Here is a 25,678-nt window from a genome sequence, read left to right as displayed (position 1 = left end):
GCTGTTCGCTTTTTGTTGTCTTTAAATTCTTATTCCAGAGTCTTTTTTGTCTTGTTGCTTTAGGCCTATCGCGTATTTATGTATCAGAAGGAATTGTCCATTATCCTGTTTAGCAAAGGTTAGTACAACAGCTTTGCTATCAGAACCAAATGAAGTATAGGATATTCGTTTTGTCTCATTTCCTCCTACAGATGAATCTGCTTCGGAATCTGGAATTCCATGTTTGCTGATGATATCCTTGTAGTTGGAGCCACCTTTTCCTCTGTTTGCAGTATCACCTTCTACCAAAGCATCAAATTGCTCTCGTGTCCAAGTGAAGGCATCGCTATCTTTCGTATCCTCTTCATCATTATCCTCATTTGATCTATAATCTGGTAAGTTTCCAAATTCTTCATCTTCAGTTAAAGAGGTCAGATTCTTATATGGATGACGAAAATTTCTAGCTAGATCGGTAAAAACACCAGAAGGGAGTACTTGCGTTGTTAAAACAATAAAAATAGATAGAATACCTAGGCTAGTTCCGATAATGGCTAATGTTTTTCGATTGTTGAGATTGAGGCCAATACCAAACACGCCGGTACCTATGGCAAGCATAGCAAAGAAAAAGGATAGTACACTAATAATTGGCAACCAGGAACCAAGAAGCGCGAGCGTTCCCAAGATGATGGCGATGATTCCTAAGATTTTTTCTTCTTTTTGTTTCATTTGTAAGTTTCTCATTTCTAGTCAGACTAGGATTTTCTCCGTATTAGATAGTGTTTATTATAGATAAAATAAAAGCTAATGTCAATTGTAAGTAAAATAGTTCTCATAGAAACTTTTTTCTTGACATCTTTTCTGAAAATGATAAAATAGTTCTCATGAAAACTTATTGGTTCTCTAGAGAACTATTTATGTGTAAAAAGGAGCAATCATGGATAAGCCGATGTTAGTTTTTAAACGTTTTGGTCATCAGGTTCACCTGATGGTGCAACAGGAAGCTAAGCGTTGTGGTATTGAATTTATGGGTGGACCACAAGGACAAGTTCTACGATTTTTAGATCGTCGTGAGCATGATCAGGAGTTAACACTTATCAAAGATATTGAACAAGAACTCAATGTCACTAAGTCAGTTGCTAGTAATTTGGTCAAGCGTATGGTGCAAAATGGTTTGGTAGAGTTGGAGGCGAGTCCAAGTGATAAACGGGCGAAATTTGTTCGTTTGACCGAAAAATCACGCTCTCAGATGAAGCAAATCAAGTCTTTCTTTGATCGGATCGACCGTAGTCTACTTGATGGAATTTCTGAGGAAAAACTAGCTGTTTTTGAAGAAGTCATGGGTCGACTACAGGCTAATGTAGAGAAAATGGGAGGTAAGAATGAAGAAACTCGCTAAACGTATCACAGGAAAAGAGTGGGGAATGATTCTCTTGACTGTTCTCTTTACCTGTTGCTCGGTCTATCTAGAGTTAGAAGTACCGACTTACGTTTCAAAAATAACAGAATTACTCGGAACGCCAGGTACGGAGTTGGGAGACCTTTGGTCGCCAGCAACTAAGATGATGGGTTTGTCATTCTTAGCCTTCCTATCATCTGTAATAGTTGGATATTTTGCCGCTCGAGTTGCAGCATCCTATACGGCTCATCTACGAAGCGATATTTTTAATCGTGTTTTGGATTACTCACAGATAGAAATTAAACGTTTCTCAATCCCCAGTCTATTGACTCGGACGACCAACGATATCACTCAGATTCAGATGCTCTTTACCATGGGACTTCAGGTAGTCACTCGTGGTCCTATCATGGCTATTTGGGCCATTGGTAAAATCCTTGGCAAGTCTGAATACTGGATTTGGGCAGTAGTGGTGGCAGTCATTGTCAATGTTCTGATGACAACTGTCTTGATGACTTTGGCCTTTCCTAAACAATCTGTCATTCAAAAATTGACAGATAAACTGAACAGTATTACTCGTGAAAGCTTGACAGGGATTCGGGTTGTTCGTGCTTACAATGCTGAGGAATATCAAGATAAGAAATTCGAAGAAGCCAATGATGAAGTCACACGACTCAATCTCTTTGTCAGTCGCTTAATGGCCATTATGAACCCTATTATGATGGCGATTTCTAGCGGCTTGGTCCTTGCCATATACTGGATTGGTGCTTATCTTATCAACGACGCTAGCTTGACAGAGCGTCTACCCCTCTTTAGCGATATGGTGGTCTTCATGTCCTATGCTATGCAAGTGGTAATGGGCTTCTTACTCATGGGTGCTCTCTTTATCGTCTTGCCTCGTACCTTGGTTTCTGCAGGTCGTATCAATCAAGTCTTGGGCCTTCATTCCTCTATTGAAAATCCTGATCACCCACAGACGGCAGATTCTTCTATTCAAGGTCAAGTGGAATACCGCGACGTAACCTTCCGCTACTCTAAAAACTCAGAAGCAGTTGTGGAACATGTCAGCTTCAAGGCAGAAGCAGGGCAAACCATTGCCTTTATCGGATCAACTGGTTCTGGTAAATCGACGCTTGTGAACCTCTTGCCTCGTTTTTATGATGTATCAGATGGAGAAATCCTAGTAGACGGCGTCAATGTACAGAATTATGACTTAGAAGATTTGCGGAATAAAGTTGGCTATATCCCTCAAAAAGCTGTGCTCTTTTCTGGAGATGTTAAGGGCAATCTCGACTTTGGTAAGAGTCAAGAAACGCCACTAAGTGAGACGGCCATGTGGCAAGCTCTGGAATTGGCTCAATCTAAAAACTTTATAGAAGATAAGGAAGCGGGTATAGCTTCAGAAGTAGCTCAAGGCGGGACCAACTTTTCAGGAGGTCAAAGACAACGTTTGGCCATTGCACGCGCCTTGGCTCGTAAACCAGAGATTCTCATTTTTGATGATTCATTCTCAGCCTTGGACTATAAGACCGATCGTATCTTGCGTCAAGTATTAGCTGAAAAAACACAATCCATGACCAAGTTAATCGTTGCTCAACGCATTTCAACCATTATGGATGCAGACCTGATCTTAGTCTTGGATCAAGGTAAAGTCGTGGGACAAGGCACCCACAAGGAACTTCTTGCAAGCAATGAAGTTTACCAAGAAATTGCCTATTCACAACTATCGAAGGAGGAATTGGAACATGGAAAATAAGAAAATGTCCTTATGGAAACAGTGTAGACCTTTTCTAGCAGGTCTCCAACTTCCCCTACTAATCGCAGTTGTGGCGGCTATATGTTCAAGTATTATCACGGTTTATGGACCAACTAAGATCAAAGAAATCACCAACATAATCTCAGATGGCTTAATGGCAGAGATTGACCTAGAGGCTGTCTCAAGTATTGCTAGCTTTTTGGTTATCCTCTATGTGATTGGGATTATCCTGAACTATACGCAAGCCTATATCTTTTCAACTAGTATCCAACATTTCTCAAAACGTCTACGGACAGCTATCGCTGAAAAGATTAATCGTCTGCCTCTTGCTTATTTTGACCGTCATTCTCAAGGGGATACACTCTCTCGAGTAACCAATGATGTTGATACGGCAGCTCAATCTCTCAATCAAAGTCTAGGGACAGTTATCTCAGCTAGCTTCTTGCTAATTGCTGTTTTAATTACCATGTTTGGCATGAACTGGATTTTGGCACTGGTAACGGTAGTTTCAACTTTTGTTGGTTTTGCAGCTGTTTCAGTCATTATGGCCAAGTCGCAGGGCTACTTTAAAGCCCAACAAAACAACCTCGCAGCTGTAAATGGCTATGTGGAAGAAATGTACTCTGGGCACAACGTAGTAACCAGCTATAACGCTGTGGATATGACCAAGGAAAGATTTGCAGGACTGAATCAGAATCTACATGATAGCATCTGGAAATCTCAATTTATCTCTGGGATTATGATGCCCGCTATGTTCTTTGTCGGGAACTTTAGTTATGTTCTAGTCATTATCGTCGGTGCTGCATTGGCTCTTGAAGGCCATATCACTATCGGGATTATCGTAGCCTTCATGGTTTATGTTCGTACCTTTTCACAACCCTTATCACAAATTGCCCAAGGGATTACGAACTTGCAACAGGCTAGTGCAGCTATGACTCGTGTTTTTGAATTTCTAGGCGAAGCTGAAATGGAAGACGAATCTCATAAGGAAAGACAATTGACTGGCATGAAGGGTGAAGTGGTCTTTGACAGAGTTTCATTTGGCTACACACCGGAGCGAACGATCATTCATGACTTTTCTGCGACAGCTCATGCAGGTCAAAAGATCGCCATTGTCGGACCAACCGGAGCTGGGAAGACCACCATTGTTAACCTCTTGATGAAATTCTATGAGATTGATAAGGGAAGTATTCGCATTGATGGTGTGGATACCAAGGCTATGAAGCGCTCAGAAGTACACGATGCCTTTTCAATGGTCTTGCAGGATACCTGGCTCTTTGAAGGAAGCATTCGAGACAATCTGATTTATAATCAAACTGGTATCAGTGACGAACGCGTGATAGAAGCAGCAAAAGCAGTAGGGATTCATCACTTTATCACAACCTTGCCTGATGGATACGATACAGTCTTGGATGATACGGTGACCTTGTCAGTTGGTCAAAAGCAACTCTTGACCATTGCTCGTGCCCTGCTCAAGGATGCTCCACTCTTGATTCTGGACGAAGCAACATCCTCAGTTGACACACGTACAGAGGAATTGATTCAAAAAGCCATGGACCATTTGATGGAAGGACGCACATCATTTGTCATTGCCCATCGCTTGTCAACCATCCGTAATGCTGATTTGATTCTAGTCATGAAAGATGGAAATATCATCGAGCAAGGCAATCATGAAGAGCTGATGGTTCAGGGTGGTTTCTATGCAGACCTCTACAATAGTCAATTTACAGAAGACCAAGGAGAAGAATAGTAATCCAAAAGAAGGCTTGACGGCCTTCTTTTTCTACACTATACTAGAGTAGGAGAAGCTAGCAAGCTTCTTGTGAAAAGAATAGGAATAACGAGAAAAACATGAAACACTATCAAGAATGGTACGATAAAAGAAAAGCAAGTCTTCTTCGACATCCACAAGGATTGCAACTGATGCGAGTTTTTAATCGCATGATGACAGTTCTGATGCCAGTAGCCTACGTGACCTTGTTGGGAACAAACTTTATAAGTAAAGGCTTAGGGAAAGAATTTTCTACCTATATCATGGTGCCAGCTGTTGGCTTTGTCCTATTGACGCTTGTTCGTAAGTGGATCAATCAACCTCGTCCTTACGAGGCTTGGGAGATTGTCCCTTTACTCGACAAGGATAGTTCGGGTAATTCAATGCCTAGTCGCCATGTCTTTTCAGCCACCATCATTTCCATGGCTTGCCTGCATGCAAATCTACCTGTGGGCTTGATTTTGTTGATTTTATCAGCTTTTCTCGGTCTTGTGCGAGTCTTAGGAGGTGTTCATTATCCCAAGGATGTCCTGGTTGGCTATGCTTGTGGGCTTATCTGGGGAATTCTCTTCTTTATGTTGTAAAAAGCAAAGCAAGTGGGCTTGGCCTCGTAACCACTTACGGGCTAAAAGTAACCACTTGCTTTTTTGCTCTTGTAAAGTTTTCTAGGCTTTGGTATAGTAGATGCAGAAAGGAGATAGGATGAAGTTACGAATCGAGATTGATAGTGAACTAACTGAGACAGAGATTGTCATCAAGGCTGCAGCCCTGACAGATGAAATAGCTGATTTGCAACGACTCTTGCAAGAAACCAAGGCTCCTAGGTTAATTTTCTATAAGGGGACGGGGGAGTACTACTTAGACTTGTCAGAAATTCTCTTTTTTGAGACAGAAGGTAGCAAGATTTACGCTCATACCCAGAAAGAAGCCTATGAGGTAAGACTTAAGCTTTATGAGTTAGAGTCCATCCTGCCTCGCTATTTCAGTCGAGTATCTAAGTCGACCATTGCCAATCTTCGGCAGGTCTACTCGGTGGACAAGTCCTTCTCAGGGACAGGAACTATTTCCTTTTATCAGACCCACAAGGAGGTTCATGTGTCAAGGCACTACCAATCCCTCCTAAAAGAAAATCTAAGAAACATGAGGTAAGAAGATGAAAAAAAAAGCATTTGGTATTGTATTGCTAGTATTGGCAGCTTTAGTATTATTACAGGGGAATTTTGGGATTCCTGCTTTGGGAGGGCACATTTGGCCCTTGGTAGGTATTGCATTTTTTGCCTATCAATCAGTTGAAGCTTTGTTACGTCGCCACTTCACTTCAGCCTCTTTTACAGCCTTAGTGGCCCTCTTGATTGCCAATCATTTTTATGATATTTTACCGATTCCCAATCAATCGCTGTTCTGGGCGGGAGTTCTAATCGTTCTCGGAGTAAGTATGTTGACTCACTCAAATAAAACTTGGAGTGGAAAGAAATTTTGGAACAATAGAGAGAAAAAAGTTCCTACTGATAAGGAAATCATTTTTGGAAGTGGGACCTTTTATAATCAAGACCAAGACTTGGTAGAAGACCAAGCGGAAGCTGTTTTTGGAGATGCTAAGATTTATTATGATAATGCAAATATTCTAGGTGATGTAGCAATATTAAGCGTGGACGTAGTTTTTGGAAGTGCAACCATTTATATCCCTGAGCATTGGAAAGTGGACCTTCGGGTAGAATCAGTGTTTAGCAGTCCGCAAGTAGAAGTGGCGACAGCCCCAACCAGTAAAACCTTGATTATCCGTGGAGACGTAGTTTTTGGGAAATTAGAAGTTGTCTATGTTCATTAAAAAAATCTTCTAATCCCCTTGTCAAAAATGCGAAAGTGTGGTAACATAGTACGGTATGTGGTGCTAGCACATCCGCTATATTAGATCTAATAGGAGGAAAACATAATGGCTAAAGTATGTTACTTTACAGGTCGTAAGACTGTATCAGGAAACAACCGTTCACACGCGATGAACAAAACTAAACGTGCCGTAAAACCAAACCTTCAAAAAGTTACTGTACTTATCGATGGTAAACCTAAAAAAGTTTGGGCTTCAGCTCGTGCTTTGAAATCAGGAAAAGTAGAACGCGTTTAATAAAGAAACAAAGACCTTTGAGGTCTTTTTCTTTTGCTCGAAAGCTGAAATCATTTGAAAAATCAAGCAAATATCCGCTGATACAGCATTCTGCTTTTACACTTGGCTTGAAATATGATAAAATAAAGTATCAACTAGTTGAGGTAAAGAAAATGACTGTAAAAATTAATACAAAAGATGGTCAAATCGAACTGACAGATGACGTGATTGCAACCGTTGTAGGCGGTGCAGCAACTGAGATTTTTGGTGTAGTCGGTATGGCTAGTAAAAACGCCCTCAAAGATAATTTCCAAGCCCTACTTGGGAAAGAAAATTATTCAAAAGGTGTTGTCGTAAAAGCAGCCGAAGATGGAAGCATTGCAGTTGATGTTTATACTGTATTAAGTTACGGAACAAAAATTAGTGAAGTTTCAAAAAACATTCAAGAACGTGTACGTTTTAGTTTGGAAAACCAACTAGGAATTACAGCTCAAACAGTGAATGTTTATATTCAAAATATCAAAGTTGTAGGAGAATAATCGTGTCAAATATTACTACAAGCTTATTTCAAGAAATGGTACAGGCTGCTTCAACTCGTTTGAATAAGCAAGCCGAATATGTCAATTCCTTAAACGTTTTCCCAGTTCCAGACGGAGATACAGGGACGAATATGGGAATGACCATCGAAAATGGTGCCAAAGAAGTAGCTGATAAACCAGCTTCAACCGTTGGCGAAGCAGCAAGTATCTTGGCTAAAGGTCTATTGATGGGTGCGCGTGGAAACTCAGGAGTTATCACTTCTCAACTTTTCCGTGGATTCTCACAAGCTATCATGGAAAAAGATGAATTAACTGGTCAAGATTTGGCCCTTGCCTTCCAATCTGGTGTAGAAGTAGCCTACAAAGCTGTTATGAAACCCGTTGAAGGAACTATCTTGACAGTATCACGTGGAGCTGCCATCGGTGCTAAGAAAAAAGCAGAACAGACAGATGACGCAGTTGAAGTTATGCGTGCGGCCTTGGAAGGAGCAAAAGCAGCCCTTGCTAAAACTCCAGAAATGCTTCCGGTTTTGAAGGAAGTTGGAGTTGTGGACTCAGGTGGTCAAGGTTTGGTCTTCATCTATGAAGGTTTCCTTTCAGCTCTTACTGGTGAATACAGTGCTTCTGAGGACTTTGTTGCTACTCCAGCAAACATGAGTGAGATGATCAATGCTGAACACCACAAGTCTGTAGCTGGACATGTGGCAACAGAAGACATTACTTTTGGTTACTGTACTGAAATCATGGTTGCCCTTAAACAAGGCCCAACTTATGCGAAAGACTTTGACTACGAAGAATTCCGTAACTACTTGAACGATCTTGGAGATTCTCTACTTGTTGTCAATGACGATGAAATCGTTAAAGTTCACGTCCATACAGAAGATCCAGGACTTGTCTTGCAAGAAGGTCTTAAATATGGTAGCTTGGTCAAGGTTAAAGTGGATAACATGCGTAACCAACACGAAGCGCAAGTAGAAAAAGAAGCTCAAGTCAGCAAGCCAGCTGAAGAAAAAGAATATGCTCTTATCGCAGTAGTAGCTGGACAAGGATTGGCAGACATCTTCCGTGCTCAAGGTGTGGACTATGTCATCGAGGGTGGACAAACCATGAACCCTTCGACAGAAAACTTTGTCAAGGCTGTTGAGAAAGTTAATGCTCGTAACATCATCTTCTTGCCAAACAACAAAAACATCTTCATGGCAGCTCAATCTGCAGCTGAAGTATTGGAACAACCAGCTGTTGTAGTAGAAGCTCGTACAATTCCTCAAGGATTGACTAGCCTTCTAGCATTTGACCCAAGTAAGTCTATCGAAGAAAACCAAGAACGCATGACTGCGGCTCTTGGGGACGTTGTCAGCGGTAGCGTCACAACAGCCGTTCGTGACACGACTATTGATGGTTTGGAAATCCATGAAAATGACAATCTGGGTATGGTGGATGGTAAGATCCTCGTATCAAACCCTGATATGCACCAAACTCTGACTGAAACCTTGAAGCATATGTTGGACGAGGACAGTGAAATCGTAACCTTCTATGTTGGAGAAGACGGAAGCGAAGAATTGGCAAATGAAATTGCTCAAGAAATCGCAGAAGAATTCGAAGATGTCGAAGTAGAAATCCACCACGGTCAACAACCAGTTTACCCATATCTTTTCAGTGTGGAATAAAGATTAAATAGAAAACGAAAGAGGTCGGGAAAAGATTCCCGATCTTTTTCGTTTGCAATGAGTTTTGGACCCAGTAGCTGATTGGTGCTAGAAAATCAATCCAATCTAGTAATTTCTGTTCCATCATTTTTAATGACATTTGTCATATTTCCTCATGACAGAAGCTTCTAGTGATTCTACCTTCAAAGAATTATACTAGATGTATCAAATGGAGGAAGAAAAAATGAAACATAAAGTAATTGTTGCAATGAGTTTAGTAGCAGCAGGAGTCATGACTTATCTCATGTTCTCAGGATTGGACGAAGGCTTCTATCATTTTCCTTGGGAGTTATTTGCAGGATTTGGCATGATGTCTTGGTTGATCCGAGAAGGTTTGAAATTGGTCTCAGATGTGAAAAAGGAGTTTGAAAAATGAAAAAAGCGATTCTCTATCTTTTTATTGGACTATCACTAGTGGTATGGTTGGTAGAAATGTTTACAGGTTGGTTTGATCAAGCCTTCCTTCACCAATTCATCCGTGGTGCCTGGGGATTAGGATTTATGATTTTTATCGCCTTTCCGATGGGAAAGGAGTGGCTGAAAGGAGAATATCATGAACATGATTAAGGTAGAAAGCCTCAATAAAAATATCAAGGGCAAGGCTATTTTGAAGGATATTTCCTTTGAGGTAGCGGAAGGTGAATGCGTCGCCTTGATTGGTCCAAATGGTGCTGGAAAGACAACACTTTTGGATTGTTTGCTTGGAGATAAGCTAGTCACCAGCGGTCAAGTATCCATCCAAGGCTTGCCAGTAACGAGTTCTCAGTTAGACTACATTAGAGGCTACCTCCCTCAAGAAAATGTCATTGTTCAGAAATTAAAGGTTAAAGAGTTGATTGCTTTCTTTCAAAGTATTTATCCAAATCCCTTGAACAACCAGGAGATCGATCAACTATTGCAGTTTGACAAGCAGCAAAAAGAACAATTGGCAGAAAAATTGTCAGGTGGGCAAAAGCGTCTCTTTTCATTTGTCTTGACCTTGATTGGCCGACCAAAGCTTGTCTTTTTAGATGAGCCAACTGCGGCCATGGATACTTCTACCCGTCAACGTTTTTGGGAAATTGTTCAGGATCTAAAAGCACAGGGAGTCACCATTCTCTATTCGTCTCATTATATTGAGGAAGTAGAGCATACAGCAGACCGGATTTTGGTCTTAAATAAGGGAGAGTTGATTCGCGATACAACACCTCTAGCCATGCGCAGTGAAGAGATTGAAAAGCACTTTATCCTACCTCTAGCTTACAAGGAAGTCGTCGAACAGTCTAACTTGGTTGATAACTGGTCACAAAAACAAGATGCCCTGCAAGTAGTCACACGTGAAGCAGATGCTTTCTGGGAACGGTTAGTTCAGGCAGGCTGTAGGATACAAGAAATTGAAGTCAATAACCGTAGCTTGCTAGATACAATCTTTGAAGAAACACAGAAGGGAGATGACTAAGATGAAACGATGGATTGCACTAAACAAGATCGAATTTCTATTGACCAAACGTCAATTAGTCTATTATCTATTATCCGTAGGGATGCCGACGGCCTTCTATTTATTCTTTTCAGGCATGTACCAGGATACACCAGATGGGCCAGCTAATTTTATGCGTGACTACCTTATCTCTATGACGGCCTTTTCCATGATGTCGACAGCTATGTTTTCATTCCCAGCTGTTTTACATACCGATAAAATCAACAACTGGCAGAAAACATTACGCCATACTCCAGTAAATATGGTAGAATATTATCTATCAAAGATAACAAGTATGATGGTTGATTATTTGGTTTCAATCCTGGTTGTTTTCTCAGTTGGGCATTTTGTAAGAGGGGTGGACATGTCTCTTGGAAACTGGATTGGGGCTGCGCTCTTGCTGATAGTAGGAAGTGTTGCCTTTGTAGCGCTTGGCTTGATCCTGACACTCTTACCGTCTAGTCAGCTGATGTCTGTCGTGGGCAATCTCCTCTATCTAGGATTGGCTGTTTTAGGCGGACTCTGGATGCCCATCTCTTTATTTCCAGACTGGATGCAAGCAATCGGTAAGTGCCTGCCAACTTATCAGTTGATGGAGTTGCTCAAAACCTTCTTAAACGAGGGTGGCATCAATTTATCAGCCACAGTTTATCTACTTGTTTTTTCAGCAGTTTTGTTTGGTTTGACCATTTACCTTCAAGGTCATAAGGAGAATGCTTAATGCTTGTAAGACTGAAAAGCATAGATTATATGTATTGGGCCAGTTTGATTTTTATGGTTTTTCCCATCGTTCCTGTAGTGACTGGGGAGCTTCCTAGCTGGCATTTGTTGATTGATATTCTATTTGTCTTGGCTTACTTAGGTGTTTTAACCACCAAGAGTCAGCGTTTATCCTGGCTCTGTTGGGTTATCATGCTAGCCTATGTAGCTGGCTATACTGCCTTTGTTGGTGTAAATTATATCTGGTTCTTCTTTTTCCTTGCCAATCTCTTAATTTATCATTTCGGCGTACGTAGTTTTAATTCTTTACATGTCCGAACTTTTCTCCTTGCTCAAGTCCTTGTTGTGGGGCAACTTTTGATTTTTCAGGAAGTTGAAGTTGAGTTTCTAGTCTATCTACTTGGAATTCTCACTTTTATCGATTTAATGACTTTTGGCTTGGTTCGGATTCGCATTGTCGAGGATTTGAAAGAAGCTCAGGCCAAGCAAAATGCCCAGATAAATCTATTGCTTGCTGAAAATGAACGCAGTCGTATCGGTCAGGATTTGCATGATAGCTTGGGACATACTTTTGCTATGCTCAGTGTCAAGACAGATTTGGCCTTGCAGTTATTTCAGATGGAGGCTTATCCACAGGTAGAAAAGGAATTAAAAGAAATTCACCAGATCAGCAAGGATTCCATGAATGAAGTGCGAACCATTGTGGAAAATCTGAAATCACGGACCCTAACTTCAGAGCTTGAGACTGTCAAAAAGATGCTTGAGATTGCTGGGATTGAGGTTCAAGTTGAGAATCACTTGGACAAGGCTAGCCTGACTCAGGATATAGAGTCGACAGCTGCTATGGTTTTGTTAGAACTGGCGACCAATATCATCAAGCATGCCAGAGCTGAAAAAGCCTATCTAAAACTGGAACGTACAAATCAGGAATTGGTCCTGACAGTTAGAGATGACGGGAAAGGATTTGCAACTGTAAAAGGAAATGAACTCCATACAGTCCGTGACCGTGCAGCAGCCTTCTCAGGGCAAGTAGAGCTGGTCAGTTTGAAAGATCCCACAGAAGTACGCGTGCATCTGCCTTATAAGGAGAGAAAGTAGATGAAAGTATTAGTCGCAGAAGATCAAAGTATGCTGAGAGATGCCATGTGTCAGCTCTTAAGCTTTCAGCCAGATGTAGAGACTGTCTTGCAGGCGAAAAATGGAGCCGAGGCTATTGAGGTTTTGGAGAAAGAAGCAGTAGATATTGCTATTCTTGACGTCGAAATGCCAGTAAAGACGGGACTAGAAGCGCTCGAGTGGATCAAACAAGAAGTGCCTGAAACCAAGGTGGTTATCGTTACGACCTTTAAACGTCCAGGCTATTTTGAACGAGCGGTCAAAGCAGGAGTCGACGCCTATGTCTTGAAAGAGCGAAGCATCGCCGAACTCATGCAAACCCTACATACGGTGTTAGAGGGACGCAAGGAATATTCTCCAGAGCTGATGGAAGTCATGATGACCCATCCTAATCCCTTGACCGAGCAAGAAATCGCTGTTTTACATGGAGTAGCCCAAGGCCTGTCCAACCAAGAAATTGCGGATAAGCTCTACCTCTCAAACGGCACTGTCCGTAATTATATGACCAATATCCTCTCTAAACTAGGCGCCAGCAACCGAACTGAAGCAGCCAAAACTGCCGAAGAAGAAGGCTGGTTGTGAGGGAGAGAGAAAGGAAAAATCTCTTAGAAATGAATCTAAGAGATTTTTTTGTATTATTCAAGTCTATTTTGCTACCCAGCCGATAGCATCGCTTGGTGGATTTTCGGTGTCAATCCAGATGAATTCGATGCCGATTTCCCCGTTTTTAAACTTGGTCAATCGAATGCCGTTGATTTCCAGCTCATTGAGCCGTTGGCCTGTCAAGATTTCTCGTTCCTTCAACTGGAAAACACCACGCAAGATCCAATTTCCAAGAATTTCTTGCTTATCAGTTGACTGAATCGCCTTACCAGCTTCTTGGTTGATATAGGCATTGATGACATCACCAGAAGGTAAAAATCTTAGTTTAAAGGTTCTTTCCTCTTTGGATAGAGCTAGTTTTTTAGTACCAGGTTCAAAGGTCCCAAATCCTGGTCCGAAGAAGTCAGGTCTTTCATCATGGAAGTTCTTGGAGTCAGGCAGAGGAATGTAAACTTCGCCAACTGGACGATACACTAACTGCTCAATTTCTTTAATGAGTTTTTTGTTGCCAGTCTCGTGGACAAAGTTAATCAAGTCCTCACGAATAGCCTTCATATTATTTTTTTCCGTGCTAGTCCACTTTTTCAAGAGAATTTCTTCTAGGGAGAAAGTCACAAAAGCTAGTTCTTCTGGAGCCAGACTATCTTTGAATTTTTCCTGAATCTTTAGAATCCGTGGCAGACGATATTTTTTAGCTAGTTTTGAACCACCATTAAAGGCATTGAAACCAGAGTTTTCTTCCACATTTCCATGTTTGTCTGTAATCACCCAAGATACTGTTTCTAGGATGTCGGATTGTTCCTTTTCAGCTATTAGTAAATGAAGATTTTCAAAGAGAGAAAAAGGATCTTCGATATAATGGACGTCCCAAGTGTCTACAACAATGTCTTTATTGTTAAAAGTCATGTGGAGCTGGCTGTCAGCTGCCGTGTACTTGTAGTGGTGTTGCCCATCTGTAAAACGGAAATTGGTTGGATTATTTTTGGTAGTTGATCCTTCAATGACCAGATTATCAATATCAACTGGTAAATAAGATGTTTCACCGACAAAAATCCTTGGATTTTCTCCTTTTGATGTAGGCATCAAGACGTGGTAAACAGCTTCAACATTGACTGAGTCAGAGTTGAATCCCTTGATTTGCGCCTTAGAAGATTCGATTCTCTGGTTTCTCAAGGTCGCAATCTTTCGTGCCAACTCTTCATAGCGTTGATAGTTTTCCTTGTCTGCAGCTTCTTTATCTACTGAAATATCAGCATGGAATTTTATATCACTCAATAAGTCCGTCCAAGATTGAGAATCTTTTTTAAACTGAGCGATTTTTTGATCTCCCGAATTAATTCCAAAAGACTTGATACCCACTAGGTATTTATGATTTTCATCTACAACGACGGAAGCATCATAGGAAGTATTGGCGATATCTTCCCCAACGGCATTAAAAGCCTTCTGGAAAACAGTCTCCTGGAATTTGGAGTTGACGATAGGAGCGACAGAATGTTCTGTTTGTTCCTCGTCTTCGGATTCTGCCTTTTGAGAGAAAGCTTGGCTCAAGCTAGCGAAGTTGGTAATTAAGGTTTTGTATTTGTCCTTTTGTTCAGACTTTAGATGTTCCCACATAAGCGCCCTCTTTTCTATTTTCAGTATATCAAAAGAAGATTAGTTTTTCACTAATCCTCTTATATATTCGTTAATTAATACTGTAAAATTCGAGTTTGCCTTGTTTTTTTACAAGTCTCAAATACTCTTCATCTGACAGAAGGGTTAAACCATCATCATAAGCCTTGATTTTTTCAAGAGCTTGCTCATAGCTATCCACAAAATCCTTGACATAGGATTGCCCTTCAAATTGACCGTTCATCTTAGTGTAGATAATGGCGAATTTCCCTGAACGATTAAGTTGAGATTTCCCTTGACTTTCGTTTAAGGCCTTGGCAACATTTTCTGCGATGCGTTTAATCACGGGCACAACTACACTGTTTCCAGCCTGTTTGTATAGCTGACCATTAGAAACCTCTTCTGGGATTTTAAAGGATTTAGGATAGCCTTGAACGTTAAAGGTTTCTTTGGGAGTCAGTTTACGAATCTCGCCACTGTCCGTCAAAATCAATGGAACATTATGTCCACCAGTTCCCATATTGGCTGTTAGTGTAGGGACAACTCCATTTTTATTTTCTCGGACGTACTGACGGCGCCACTGGTAAACTGTGTCTTGGCTGGTGACTTCAAATTTTAACTGGTCGTAGAAATTCTGCTTGCCTTCACGGTAGTAGTAGACCTCATCTAGCTGATCACCAAAGTTAATCACATCTTGAAGAGAAGTCGTCAGCTTGATTTCCTCTGGGAATTCAAATAAGTCATAAGCTTCCTTGGTATCAAAACCAACAATGTAAATCCGCTCACGGTTTTGTGGGATATTTCCATAGTCTTTTCCGTTGAGAACCTTCCACTTAATAAAGTAGTTGTTCTCGGTCAAGGCTTCACGAATAACCTTGAAGGTATTTCCGTGGTCATGACCGACCATGTTTTTGACGTTTTCGATGAAGATAGCACGAGGTTTACGTCCTTCAATCATGCGAAGCAATTCGAAGAAAAGGTCGCCACGATCATCATCAAAACCCTTGCGATAGCCCGCAATACTAAAGGCTTGGCAAGGGAAACCTCCCATAATCACATCCACGCGCTCGGCTGGAATATCCTCTGGCTGAACATCGTGAATATCACGACCATCCAAATAAGTATCTGGATGGTTTAACTGATAAGTCTGACGCGCATACTTATCAAATTCATTGGCATACACCACTCTGAACTCGTTGGTCTGTTCAAATCCCAACTCAATTCCCCCAACACCTGAGAAGAAAGCTGCAATGTTGTACTTCTCAGAGAGGTTCGAACTTACAGAATTTGTCATGTAGTAACCTGCTTTCTAAAATAATTTTATCATCACCTACTAATGTAATATATAAAAAGTATCATCTATCTTGAAATATTTTTTGCTTAACAAAACTTTCTAGCACATTTTGTGAAACTTCAATTATCTCATTTCTTTTATTAAATTTATCCTCAAAAAAATAAAACAATTTTGATTCTTTTAATCCTATCCAATAATTGCCATGCATCATTGCATTTCTTATTCTTTCCATAATATAATTGGATCTCAAGTCATAGTGTGAGTGTAATTGAAGACGAATCTTATTTTTTTATAGTAATCATATAAAGCCAAAGGATTTTGTATGTATATTCCTTTTATACTGATTTCAGGTATCTGAATTTTAGGTAAATCATCATCCTCTAATCGAGACGAGATATTAAACATTCTTAATAAATCGAAAGAATACCTAAAACACAAGAACTTATTTTCATCCTCAGTTAATTCGTCAATACTTTTAAAAATTTCATTGATTCTATTAATACCTAACTTTCTATCCCTTAAATAGTCTATTAGTCTATCGTTTAATTGAATTAGATGAACTAAAAAATTAGAAAACTCCGTTTCAAAGTCAAATAAAAACTTTATTGACTCGAAAAAATGAATCGGATCATTAAGTTTATGATTTTTTTCTTGCAAGTAAAACAAACATTTTTGCTCAATCTCGTCATGCGAAATAGAAATTATTTTACGATTAAAAGAATTGTTATTCAAAAAATTATCTATAGTTGTCTTATCTCCAGATTGTATAATACTAGTAAATTGATTCATGAAATGATCTTTTTGAAACCCTGAAAATTTAGTATTAACTTTATCTGAAAGAGTTACCTGATTAAAATTAATCAGCCCATTCTCTTGATTTAATTCAAACCAAGTATGTTTGTATGGAACTCCTGAGAAACTATAATTTGAAAAAAATTGCTGAATAAAAAGATGCAAAATTGGTTCAAAAACAAATCCAATTTCTTTAGTTTGTCCATTATCGTGATTATAAATCGAAAAATTACTTAGAAACCCCGTAGAGTCACTTGCATAAAAGCCATATTGCATATGTGAGAAAGCATTTCTTACTATCTTGAATTGATCCCAAACTCGCCTGTCTTCCCCATCTAGTGAGTAAAAAAATGAATTAAATTTATCAATGCGTATTTTGAAAAGATTATTCAAATACTTCTTATAATTTTCTAAAAATTGACGTTCTCGTATGAATAGTGTTGAATCATTCAATCTGTCAAAAAATGGTTGAAAGGCAAATTTGTCTTTCAAATAAACATTATAAACCTTCTCATTATTGAAAGTTAACAATACTGCATCTAGGAATATTCTAAATCTATTTAAATCAATAATACTTAAACTATCAAATTGACCTTGTTTTAATTTATTAATCAGTTCATCTATTACAATCCCATCATGATATATTTCCTGATAATAATCAATCATTTTGAAATTATTATTCAAATAATCATCGTTTGAGTCTTTTGACTCTAATATATTCAATGGTTGATTAAACCACGATTTATATTTTCCGTAATCTTCAGCCACTATTTCACCAACTTCTTCATCTCATCAATACGTGCGACGGTCGCATCGTATTTGGCTTGGTAGTCGGCTTGTTTGTCGCGTTCTTTTTGGACGACTTCTGGTTTGGCATTGGCTACGAAGCGTTCGTTAGAGAGCTTCTTACCGACCATATCCAGTTCTTTTTGCCATTTAGCCAGTTCCTTGTCGAGGCGAGCCAATTCTTCTTCTACATTGAGAAGGTCAGCGAGTGGCAAGTAGATTTCTGCTCCTGTGATGACACTTGACATTACTAATTCAGGGACTTCTACATTAGCTGCGATTTCCAAGTGCTCTGGATTTGTGAAACGTTTGATGTAGTTGACATTGCTGTTAAAGAAGACTTCCAAGTCACTATCGCTAGTCTTAACAAGAATCGTGATAGGCTTGCTTGGTGCTACGTTTACTTCTGCACGCGCATTACGAACAGCACGGATCAAGTCTTTGAGACTTTCCACGCCAGTATGAGCCGCAAGATCTTCAAAGGCTGGATTGACAGTTGGGTATGCTGCTGTAACGATAGAGCCTTCTGAAATTTGTCCAAAGATTTCCTCTGTCACGAATGGCATGATTGGGTGAAGGAGACGAAGGATCTTGTCCAAGGTGTATAGGAGAACAGAACGTGTAATGATTTTCTCTTCTTCGTTATCGCTATAAAGGACTTCCTTGGTCAACTCAACGTACCAGTCCGCAAACTCATCCCAGATGAAGTTGTAGAGGATATGACCTGCAACACCAAACTCAAACTTGTCAAAGTTTTCAGTGACTTTTCCGATCGTTTCATTGAGATTGTGGAGAATCCAACGGTCTGTGATATTTCCAGCTTCCTGGTTGACAACTTTTTCCACATTGGCCGTTGCCTGGTCAAGGGTCAAGCCTTCATTGTTCATGAGGATGTAGCGAGAGATGTTCCAGATCTTATTGATGAAGTTCCATGAAGCATCCATTTTCTCATATGAGAAGCGCACGTCTTGACCTGGTGCAGATCCGTTTGAAAGGAACCAACGGAGGGCATCAGCACCGTATTTCTCGATAACATCCATTGGGTCAATCCCGTTACCGAGTGATTTAGACATCTTGCGTCCTTGCTCGTCACGGATAAGACCGTGGATAAGAACGTTTTGGAATGGCTGACGGCCAGTGAATTCCAATGATTGGAAGATCATACGAGACACCCAGAAGAAGATGATATCGTAACCTGTTACCAAGGTTGAAGTTGGGAAGTAACGTTTGAAGTCTTCTGAGTCCACATCAGGCCAGCCCATAGTTGAGAATGGCCAAAGAGCAGAACTGAACCACGTATCCAAGACGTCTTCATCCTGAGTCCATCCGTCACCTTCTGGAGCTTCTTCGCCAACGTACATTTCACCCTCAGCATTGTACCAAGCAGGGATTTGGTGACCCCACCAGAGCTGACGAGAAATCACCCAGTCGTGGACATTTTCCATCCATTGGAGGAAGGTATCGTTGAAACGAGGTGGGTAGAAATCAACCTTGTCGTCTGTGTCTTGGTTAGCAATAGCATTTTTGGCCAATTGATCCATCTTCACGAACCATTGTGTAGACAAACGTGGCTCAACAGGGACACCTGTACGCTCTGAGTGACCAACTGAGTGAGTCATTTTCTCGATTTCAACAAGAGCACCAATTTCTTCCAATTTCTTAACAACGGCCTTACGTGCTTCAAATCGGTCCATACCCTTGAATTCGCCAGCCAATTCATTCATGGTACCATCATCGTTCATAACGTTGACTTGCGGAAGATTATGACGTTGACCAACCAAGAAGTCATTAGGGTCGTGGGCAGGAGTGATTTTAACCACACCAGTACCGAATTCAGGGTCTGCGTGCTCATCTCCAACGATTGGAATTGGCTTGTTCAAGATTGGCAAGATAACATTTTTACCAATCAAGTCTTTGTAACGGTCATCATTTGGGTTAACCGCTACGGCAGTATCACCAAACATGGTTTCTGGACGAGTAGTCGCCACCTCAAGGGCACGTGAACCGTCTTCCAACATGTAGTTCATGTGGTAGAAGGCACCTTCCACATCCTTGTGAATAACCTCGATATCAGAAAGGGCTGTACGGGCTTTTGGATCCCAGTTGATGATAAATTCACCACGGTAGATCCAGCCTTTTTTGTACAAATCTACAAAGACTTTGCGGACAGCTTTTGACAAGCCTTCGTCAAGGGTGAAACGTTCACGTGAGTAATCCACGGAAATCCCCATCTTGCCCCATTGTTGCTTGATGGTAGACGCATACTCATCTTTCCATTCCCAGACTTTCTCAAGGAATTTCTCACGCCCGAGGTCGTAACGCGAAATACCACTTTCGGCCAAACGAGCTTCAACCTTGGCTTGAGTGGCAATACCTGCGTGGTCCATCCCTGGAAGCCAAAGCGTATCAAAACCTTGCATGCGTTTTTGGCGGATGATGATATCTTGAAGAGTTGTATCCCAAGCGTGACCAAGGTGGAGTTTACCTGTAACGTTTGGTGGTGGAATCACGATCGAGTAAGGCTTAGCCTTTTTATCTCCTGAAGGCTTGAAAACATCCTCATCAAGCCATTTTTGGTAACGACCAGCCTCAACCTCGGCTGGATTGTATTTAGGTGAAAGTTCTTTAGACATTATTTTTTTCTCCTTTTATCTATGATATCCCAAATCAGCGGGATTAGAATCTCCTGAAATTTTCCTAACTTCTCCCCCAGATTTTTCAAAATTATCACGTTGTTTAGTTACTTTTTCTATCAATTCAATAGTTTCATTATTTTTGATATTTTTCCGATTATACTGTCCTTTTGACCAATATTGAATCGCATTATTACTGTCTCCACAAATAACTTTTGCTTGAATCTGTTCTGCGATTTTCATAGCAAAGAATAGAGCTAATAATTCTCCATGATTATTTGTTAATCCTTCTTTTAAAATTACTATGCCACTTGTATCATCAACACTTTCGACACCATATGGGCTAGTGAAATATTCTGATAAATCTAAATTTAAAAGTAATGGAGTTTTTGATTCGTTCAAAACATTTACTTTAGTTTGTTCTCTATCTTTATTACCGTTATGACCAATCGTACTTGCATCAAAATAGATTATTTTTTCGTTCATTATCTACACCCCTAAATATTTATTCCAATTATATCTTTTCCCACTCACTCTTCAGCAAGCCATATATCAGACTGTCACAGCGATTGCCTTGGGCATCTTTGCGGTCTCTTATACGAGCTTCAAGAGTAAATCCAAGTTTCTCCGCGACTCGTTGACTTTGGACATTGTAGCCAAAGCAAGTTAGTTCAATCTTGTGAAGACCCAACTCTTTAAAGGCTAAGTCAATCAAAGCACGCGCTGCTTCTGGAACATAACCTCGACCCCAATAGTCTGGGTGCAAGGTATAGCCAATCTCTAGCACATCGTCCGCGTGGCGGTGGTTGAAGTCAACAGACCCAATGACCTTTTCCGTCCCTTTGACGACAATGCCGTAACCTGCTGGGAGATTATCCTTTTGATTGCGCTCAGGGAGGATATGCTCTAGATAGTAAATCTCATCATCCAAGGTCTTGACGGGTGGAAAGCCTGCTGGATAAGAGACTTCTGGGAGACTAGCGTAGGCATAGACATCTTCAGCATCCGCCACTGTACGGACTCGTAAAACGAGACGCTCCGTCTCGATTCGTTCTGGTAGTTCAGCTCTTGCCATCCTTCTTCCTCGCTTTCTTGATAAAGTTTCCCATGGGGTCAACTCGGTCATCTAGATAACGGTAAACACGCTGATGGCCATCCCCCATAAAGTAAGTTGGGGCAAAGCAGTCATTTTTAAAATGGCCTTTATCGTCCAAGAGTTCTGGATTAGCCAGTCGTTCAAGAATCTTAGCAAAGATATGGCAGATGCCATCTTCCTCGATGATCCGTTCTACCTGACAGTCCAATGCAACTGGGCAGGCATTCAAAATCGGTGCCTGAGTCTGTTCAGAAATCTCGTAGTCTAGCTTCAGGTGCTTCAATTTCTCCCGATGGCTGATAAAACCAGCCTGCTCCATCTCCAGCATGAAGTTTTCATCAGGAATGTTGACAGTGAACTTCTGATAATGCTTAATCTGGTCAGTCGCATTTTCCTCAGCACCAACACCGATGACCAGCCAATCTCCTAGGCTATAGGAGGAACTGCAGGTCGTGATATTGTGCCCAAAGTTCTGGTCCTGGTAGCCTAGGATGAAAATCGGAAAGCCATAGTAGAGTTTACTAGTTTTAAAAGATTGTTTCATGACAAACTCCTTTGACTAGGGTTACAAAATAAAAATCGCCCCTGCCATCAATCTGACAGGGACGAATGTGTTTATCCGCGGTACCACCCAATTTCGGGCAAATGCCCGCATCTTTAATCTTATTATTTCTCTTTTGATATGACGGCCTTAGCTCGTCCCAAAAGGAATCAAAAAGACCATTTCAATATTTCATTTTCATCCATTAGCAACCAGTTTTGACACATTTGTGGACTTCTCAGCTCCGCCACTTTCTGTAAAATGTGGGATTCAAAACACCTCTAATGGGCATCGTTTAGCAAGTTTTTATGGAAATTGCAAGAGGCAATAAAGGTTACTTGAACTTGATGCCGTTTTCTTTTAATTTCTTGATCGTAGCTGGACCAATCCCTTTTAAGGAAAGGAGTTCTTTCTCTGTCCAGTTTTTGAAGTCAGCTGCAGATTTAATACCTTCATCATAGAAAGTCTTAGCACGGTCGAGTGAAAGTCCTCCTAGATTAGCTGCGAAATCCTCAACAGAGCTCGTTACTTTTTGCGCTTGTTCTTTGGTTACTTCTACAGTTTTTTCAACTTGTTTAGAGACAACTTTACCTGCGTTGTTTGCTGCTTTTTCAGCATGTTTCACAACTTTTTTTGTTTCTTCGACAACCTTGTTTACAGCGTTTGAAAATGCACCTGAACGACGAAGACTATTTCGTAATTGTTTTTTACGTTGTAGTTTTTTAACCATGATAAAATCCTTTCAATAAAAAACCCCTGTAACTGATCAAGGATAAATCTTTACATTTTATTGTATCAACTTTCTTTGAGAAATGCAAGACTTGTTAGTTTGAAAATACAGAATCCCTATAGAAAAACCGTCCTAGAATAAGAAAAGATGATAGAAGAAAAGCGAAAAATATGGTATAATGAAACGATAGATTTTTGAATAGGAATACAATCATGTTTGGATTTTTAAAAAAAGATAAAGTTATAGAGACACCAGTGGTAGTACCAGCTCATATCGGAGTTATCATGGATGGGAATGGGCGCTGGGCTAAAAAACGGATGCAACCACGAGTTTTTGGTCATAAAGCTGGGATGGATGCTTTGAGAAGGGTAGCGATCGCGGCTAGTGACATGGGAGTCAAGGTCATGACTGTTTATGCCTTTTCAACTGAAAACTGGACTCGTCCAGATCAAGAAGTTAAGTTTATCATGAATTTACCAGTTGAATTTTACGATAAATATGTCCCTGAGTTACACCAAAAGAACATGAAGATTCAAATGATTGGGGAAACTGATCGCTTGCCTAAACAGACTTTTGATGCTCTGAAAAAAGCGGAGGAATTGACCCAGTCAAATACAGGATTGATTTTGAATTTTGCTCTCAACTATGGAGGAAGAGCTGAGATTACGCAAGCTCTTAAGTTGATTGCGGAGGAAGTTTCGGACGGCAAGATAAGTTCAGCAGACATTGATGAAGAACTGATCGGAGACTATCTCTTTACAGGCCATTTACCTAGAGAGTTTCGCGATCCAGATTTGATTATTCGAACTAGTGGTGAGCTTCGCTTGAGCAATTTTTTACCATGGCAGGCAGCCTACAGTGAACTTTATTTCACGGATGTCTTGTGGCCGGATTTCGACGAGCAAGCTTTGAAGGAGGCTATTGCAGAGTTCAATCGTCGTAACCGTCGATTTGGAGGAGTTTAGGAAAATTATGAAAAAGGACTTATTAAAAAGGACAGTATTTGCCGCTTTGGCCCTGGCTATCTTTATTCCACTCTTGATGGTTGGAGGGCTTTGGCTTCAAATAGTGATGGGGATTCTAGCCATGCTTGGAGTTCGTGAGTTGCTTCAGATGAAAGGGTTAAATATTATGACCCCGGAGGGGTTATTGACTCTGTTAGCAACTTTTGTATTAACCATTCCCTTGGAAAACTATCTGACTTTTTTGCCCGTAGATGGGAATGTTGTCGCATACAGTGTTGTGATTTTTGTCATGCTAGGAGCAACTGTCTTCAGTAAAGACTACACAATTGAGGATGCTACTTATCCAATTGCCATGAGTTTCTATGTTGGTTTTGGCTTTAATGCTTTACTTGATGCTCGAATAGCAGGAATGGATAAAGCGCTCTTGGCTCTCTTTATTGTGTGGGCAACAGATAGTGGTGCCTACCTAGTAGGAATGAATTTTGGAAAGAGAAGATTGGCACCAAGAGTTTCTCCTAATAAATCAATTGAAGGAGCTTTTGGAGGAATTGTAGCTGCCATGCTTGTCACACTTATCTTTATGTTAGTGGATAGAACAGTAGCTCTTCCTTATGGCATTTACAAAATGATGCTCTTTGCTATTTTCTTTAGTATTGCAGGTCAATTGGGTGATTTGATTGAGAGTGCCATGAAACGCCATTTTGGGGTTAAGGATTCAGGAATCTTTATCCCAGGCCATGGTGGTGTCTTGGATCGATTTGACTCTATGCTAGCAGTTTTCCCAATTATGCACCTCTTCGGCTTATTTTAAAGAAAGGTGAATAGATATTAAATGATAGGATTACTAACTTTTATCCTTGTTTTTGGAATTATCGTGGTGGTTCACGAGTTCGGACATTTTTACTTTGCTAAGAAGTCTGGCATTCTAGTTCGTGAATTTGCCATTGGAATGGGTCCAAAAATCTTTGCCCATATCGGAAAAGATGGGACTGCCTACACGATTCGTCTCCTGCCATTGGGTGGTTATGTCCGCATGGCGGGTTGGAGCGAGGATACTACAGAGATTAAGACAGGAACTCCTGTTAGTTTGACTTTGGCCGATGATGGCAAGGTGAAGCGTATCAATCTGTCTGGTAAGAAAGTCGACCAAACTGCCCTTCCTATGCAGGTAACCCAGTATGATTTCGAGGATAAACTCTTTATCACAGGTCTGGTCTTGGAAGAGGAAAAAACTTTTTCCGTAGATCATGATGCAACGATTGTAGAAGAGGATGGGACGGAGGTTCGTATTGCTCCGCTAGACGTTCAATATCAAAATGCGACGGTCTGGGGCAAGTTGATTACCAACTTTGCAGGACCAATGAATAACTTTATCCTAGGAGTTATCGTCTTTTGGATTTTGATTTTTATGCAAGGTGGTGTCCGAGATACACAAAGCAATAACTTTAGTATTATCCCTGATAGCGCGATTGCTAAGGCCGGTGTTGACAATACGGCAAAAATCACCAAAGTCGGTTCACACGAAATTAGTAACTGGCAAGATTTGATTGAGGCAGTGGAAGCAGAGACCAAGGAGAAAACAGCACCAGTTTTGGATGTGACAGTCTCTGAAAATGGAACTGAAAAGCAAGTCAGTGTGAAACCTGTTGAAAATCAAGGGCGCTACTTACTCGGTGTGCAGCCAGGACTCAAAACAGATATTTGGTCTATGTTTGTCGGTGGCTTTACGACTGCAGCGGATTCAGCTTTACGTATCTTGAGTGCTTTGAAAAGCTTGATTTTCCATCCAGATTTGAATAAATTGGGTGGACCAGTTGCTATCTTTAAAGCTAGTAGCGATGCTGCTAAGAATGGACTTGAAAATGTCTTGTACTTTTTAGCCATGATTTCTATTAATATCGGAATTTTCAACTTAATTCCGATTCCAGCACTTGATGGTGGAAAAATTGTGCTCAACATTATCGAAGCTATACGCCGCAAACCATTGAAACAAGAAATTGAAACCTATGTCACTCTGGTTGGAGTTGCCATTATGGTTGTCTTGATGCTCGCTGTTACCTGGAACGACATCATGCGGACCTTCTTTTAAG

At 40.6% G+C, this 25,678-nt stretch carries 28 protein-coding genes; 18 read left to right on the top strand and 10 right to left on the bottom strand.

Annotated elements, in window-relative coordinates; translation table 11 throughout:
- Positions 1-21: 21 nt before the first annotated feature.
- Positions 22-705 carry a hypothetical protein gene (locus tag HMPREF3237_RS03005; protein WP_070888785.1) on the bottom strand — a complete coding sequence of 228 codons (684 nt, stop codon included), beginning with the start codon at positions 703-705 and terminating at the stop codon, positions 22-24.
- 208 nt (positions 706-913) lie between these two features.
- On the opposite strand from HMPREF3237_RS03005, the gene HMPREF3237_RS03000 reads away from it, so the two are divergent.
- The 15 genes from HMPREF3237_RS03000 to HMPREF3237_RS02930 all read left to right on the top strand — a co-directional run bounded on the left by HMPREF3237_RS03000 (position 914) and on the right by HMPREF3237_RS02930 (position 13,119).
- Positions 914-1,375 (top strand): MarR family winged helix-turn-helix transcriptional regulator, encoded by a 462-nt coding sequence (locus tag HMPREF3237_RS03000; RefSeq protein WP_070888784.1) that lies wholly within the window; start codon positions 914-916, stop codon positions 1,373-1,375.
- Positions 1,359-3,128 (top strand): ABC transporter ATP-binding protein, encoded by a 1,770-nt coding sequence (locus tag HMPREF3237_RS02995; protein ID WP_070888783.1) that lies wholly within the window; start codon positions 1,359-1,361, stop codon positions 3,126-3,128. The genes HMPREF3237_RS03000 and HMPREF3237_RS02995 overlap by 17 nt, the downstream gene beginning before the upstream one ends.
- A complete protein-coding gene (locus HMPREF3237_RS02990) occupies positions 3,118-4,878 on the top strand; it encodes an ABC transporter ATP-binding protein (RefSeq protein WP_006146167.1) in 1,761 nt (586 codons plus the stop codon). Before HMPREF3237_RS02995 ends, HMPREF3237_RS02990 begins: the two co-directional genes overlap by 11 nt.
- 101 nt (positions 4,879-4,979) lie before the next feature.
- A complete protein-coding gene (locus tag HMPREF3237_RS02985) occupies positions 4,980-5,483 on the top strand; it encodes a phosphatase PAP2 family protein (protein ID WP_070888782.1) in 504 nt (167 codons plus the stop codon).
- Between the two features lie 118 nt (positions 5,484-5,601).
- Positions 5,602-6,048, top strand: a complete 447-nt coding sequence (locus tag HMPREF3237_RS02980; protein WP_016466337.1) for a LytTR family DNA-binding domain-containing protein — start codon at positions 5,602-5,604, stop codon at positions 6,046-6,048.
- Between the two features lie 4 nt (positions 6,049-6,052).
- Positions 6,053-6,727, top strand: a complete 675-nt coding sequence (locus HMPREF3237_RS02975; protein ID WP_006146170.1) for a LiaF transmembrane domain-containing protein — start codon at positions 6,053-6,055, stop codon at positions 6,725-6,727.
- A gap of 105 nt (positions 6,728-6,832) precedes the next feature.
- Positions 6,833-7,021, top strand: coding sequence for a 50S ribosomal protein L28 (gene rpmB, locus HMPREF3237_RS02970; RefSeq protein ID WP_006146171.1), 189 nt, complete (start codon positions 6,833-6,835; stop codon positions 7,019-7,021).
- A 152-nt stretch (positions 7,022-7,173) separates the two neighbouring features.
- Complete coding sequence (locus tag HMPREF3237_RS02965; protein ID WP_025168752.1) at positions 7,174-7,539, top strand: Asp23/Gls24 family envelope stress response protein; 366 nt, start codon at positions 7,174-7,176, stop codon at positions 7,537-7,539.
- 2 nt (positions 7,540-7,541) lie between these two features.
- A complete protein-coding gene (locus HMPREF3237_RS02960) occupies positions 7,542-9,206 on the top strand; it encodes a DAK2 domain-containing protein (protein WP_070888781.1) in 1,665 nt (554 codons plus the stop codon).
- Positions 9,207-9,414: 208 nt separating this feature from the next.
- Positions 9,415-9,621: a hypothetical protein gene (locus HMPREF3237_RS02955; protein WP_025170070.1), complete on the top strand. Its 207-nt coding sequence runs from the start codon at positions 9,415-9,417 to the stop codon at positions 9,619-9,621.
- Positions 9,618-9,812 (top strand): hypothetical protein, encoded by a 195-nt coding sequence (locus tag HMPREF3237_RS02950; protein WP_006146175.1) that lies wholly within the window; start codon positions 9,618-9,620, stop codon positions 9,810-9,812. The genes HMPREF3237_RS02955 and HMPREF3237_RS02950 overlap by 4 nt, the downstream gene beginning before the upstream one ends.
- Positions 9,799-10,683 (top strand): ABC transporter ATP-binding protein, encoded by an 885-nt coding sequence (locus HMPREF3237_RS02945; protein ID WP_070888780.1) that lies wholly within the window; start codon positions 9,799-9,801, stop codon positions 10,681-10,683. The genes HMPREF3237_RS02950 and HMPREF3237_RS02945 overlap by 14 nt, the downstream gene beginning before the upstream one ends.
- Position 10,684: 1 nt before the next feature.
- Positions 10,685-11,422 carry an ABC transporter permease gene (locus HMPREF3237_RS02940; protein WP_070888779.1) on the top strand — a complete coding sequence of 246 codons (738 nt, stop codon included), beginning with the start codon at positions 10,685-10,687 and terminating at the stop codon, positions 11,420-11,422.
- Positions 11,422-12,519 carry a sensor histidine kinase gene (locus HMPREF3237_RS02935; RefSeq protein ID WP_070888778.1) on the top strand — a complete coding sequence of 366 codons (1,098 nt, stop codon included), beginning with the start codon at positions 11,422-11,424 and terminating at the stop codon, positions 12,517-12,519. The genes HMPREF3237_RS02940 and HMPREF3237_RS02935 overlap by 1 nt, the downstream gene beginning before the upstream one ends.
- Positions 12,520-13,119 carry a response regulator transcription factor gene (locus HMPREF3237_RS02930; RefSeq protein WP_070888777.1) on the top strand — a complete coding sequence of 200 codons (600 nt, stop codon included), beginning with the start codon at positions 12,520-12,522 and terminating at the stop codon, positions 13,117-13,119. It begins immediately after the preceding gene.
- A gap of 63 nt (positions 13,120-13,182) precedes the next feature.
- On the opposite strand, the gene HMPREF3237_RS02925 is transcribed toward HMPREF3237_RS02930, so the two are convergent.
- The 9 genes from HMPREF3237_RS02925 to HMPREF3237_RS02890 all read right to left on the bottom strand — a co-directional run bounded on the left by HMPREF3237_RS02925 (position 13,183) and on the right by HMPREF3237_RS02890 (position 22,623).
- Positions 13,183-14,754, bottom strand: a complete 1,572-nt coding sequence (locus tag HMPREF3237_RS02925; protein ID WP_070888776.1) for a hypothetical protein — start codon at positions 14,752-14,754, stop codon at positions 13,183-13,185.
- A gap of 70 nt (positions 14,755-14,824) precedes the next feature.
- Positions 14,825-16,045 (bottom strand): DNA cytosine methyltransferase, encoded by a 1,221-nt coding sequence (locus HMPREF3237_RS02920; RefSeq protein WP_070888775.1) that lies wholly within the window; start codon positions 16,043-16,045, stop codon positions 14,825-14,827.
- Between the two features lie 61 nt (positions 16,046-16,106).
- Positions 16,107-16,277 carry a hypothetical protein gene (locus HMPREF3237_RS08980; protein ID WP_006146182.1) on the bottom strand — a complete coding sequence of 57 codons (171 nt, stop codon included), beginning with the start codon at positions 16,275-16,277 and terminating at the stop codon, positions 16,107-16,109.
- A 14-nt stretch (positions 16,278-16,291) separates the two neighbouring features.
- Complete coding sequence (locus HMPREF3237_RS02915; RefSeq protein WP_006146183.1) at positions 16,292-17,605, bottom strand: hypothetical protein; 1,314 nt, start codon at positions 17,603-17,605, stop codon at positions 16,292-16,294.
- Complete coding sequence (locus HMPREF3237_RS02910; protein ID WP_070888774.1) at positions 17,605-20,256, bottom strand: valine--tRNA ligase; 2,652 nt, start codon at positions 20,254-20,256, stop codon at positions 17,605-17,607. Before HMPREF3237_RS02910 ends, HMPREF3237_RS02915 begins: the two co-directional genes overlap by 1 nt.
- Before the next feature lie 15 nt (positions 20,257-20,271).
- Positions 20,272-20,742 carry a ribonuclease H family protein gene (locus HMPREF3237_RS02905; protein WP_070888773.1) on the bottom strand — a complete coding sequence of 157 codons (471 nt, stop codon included), beginning with the start codon at positions 20,740-20,742 and terminating at the stop codon, positions 20,272-20,274.
- Positions 20,743-20,770: 28 nt separating this feature from the next.
- Positions 20,771-21,331 carry a GNAT family N-acetyltransferase gene (locus HMPREF3237_RS02900; protein WP_070888772.1) on the bottom strand — a complete coding sequence of 187 codons (561 nt, stop codon included), beginning with the start codon at positions 21,329-21,331 and terminating at the stop codon, positions 20,771-20,773.
- Complete coding sequence (locus HMPREF3237_RS02895; protein WP_070888771.1) at positions 21,318-21,896, bottom strand: flavin reductase family protein; 579 nt, start codon at positions 21,894-21,896, stop codon at positions 21,318-21,320. Before HMPREF3237_RS02895 ends, HMPREF3237_RS02900 begins: the two co-directional genes overlap by 14 nt.
- Positions 21,897-22,227: 331 nt before the next feature.
- Positions 22,228-22,623 carry a helix-hairpin-helix domain-containing protein gene (locus HMPREF3237_RS02890; protein WP_070888770.1) on the bottom strand — a complete coding sequence of 132 codons (396 nt, stop codon included), beginning with the start codon at positions 22,621-22,623 and terminating at the stop codon, positions 22,228-22,230.
- A 212-nt stretch (positions 22,624-22,835) separates the two neighbouring features.
- On the opposite strand from HMPREF3237_RS02890, the gene HMPREF3237_RS02885 reads away from it, so the two are divergent.
- The 3 genes from HMPREF3237_RS02885 to rseP are packed head-to-tail and all read left to right on the top strand — an operon-like array spanning position 22,836 to position 25,677.
- Positions 22,836-23,588, top strand: a complete 753-nt coding sequence (locus HMPREF3237_RS02885; protein ID WP_070888769.1) for an isoprenyl transferase — start codon at positions 22,836-22,838, stop codon at positions 23,586-23,588.
- Between the two features lie 7 nt (positions 23,589-23,595).
- Positions 23,596-24,399 (top strand): phosphatidate cytidylyltransferase, encoded by an 804-nt coding sequence (locus tag HMPREF3237_RS02880; protein WP_070888768.1) that lies wholly within the window; start codon positions 23,596-23,598, stop codon positions 24,397-24,399.
- A 21-nt stretch (positions 24,400-24,420) separates the two neighbouring features.
- Positions 24,421-25,677: an RIP metalloprotease RseP gene (rseP, locus tag HMPREF3237_RS02875; protein WP_070888767.1), complete on the top strand. Its 1,257-nt coding sequence runs from the start codon at positions 24,421-24,423 to the stop codon at positions 25,675-25,677.
- Position 25,678 lies beyond the last annotated feature (1 nt).

Origin of the sequence: Streptococcus sp. HMSC34B10, from assembly GCF_001839505.1 — a bacterium.
Lineage (GTDB): Bacteria > Bacillota > Bacilli > Lactobacillales > Streptococcaceae > Streptococcus > Streptococcus peroris.
The sequence above is the reverse complement of the archived record's forward strand: the minus strand, read 5'-3'. Positions and strand labels throughout refer to the sequence as shown.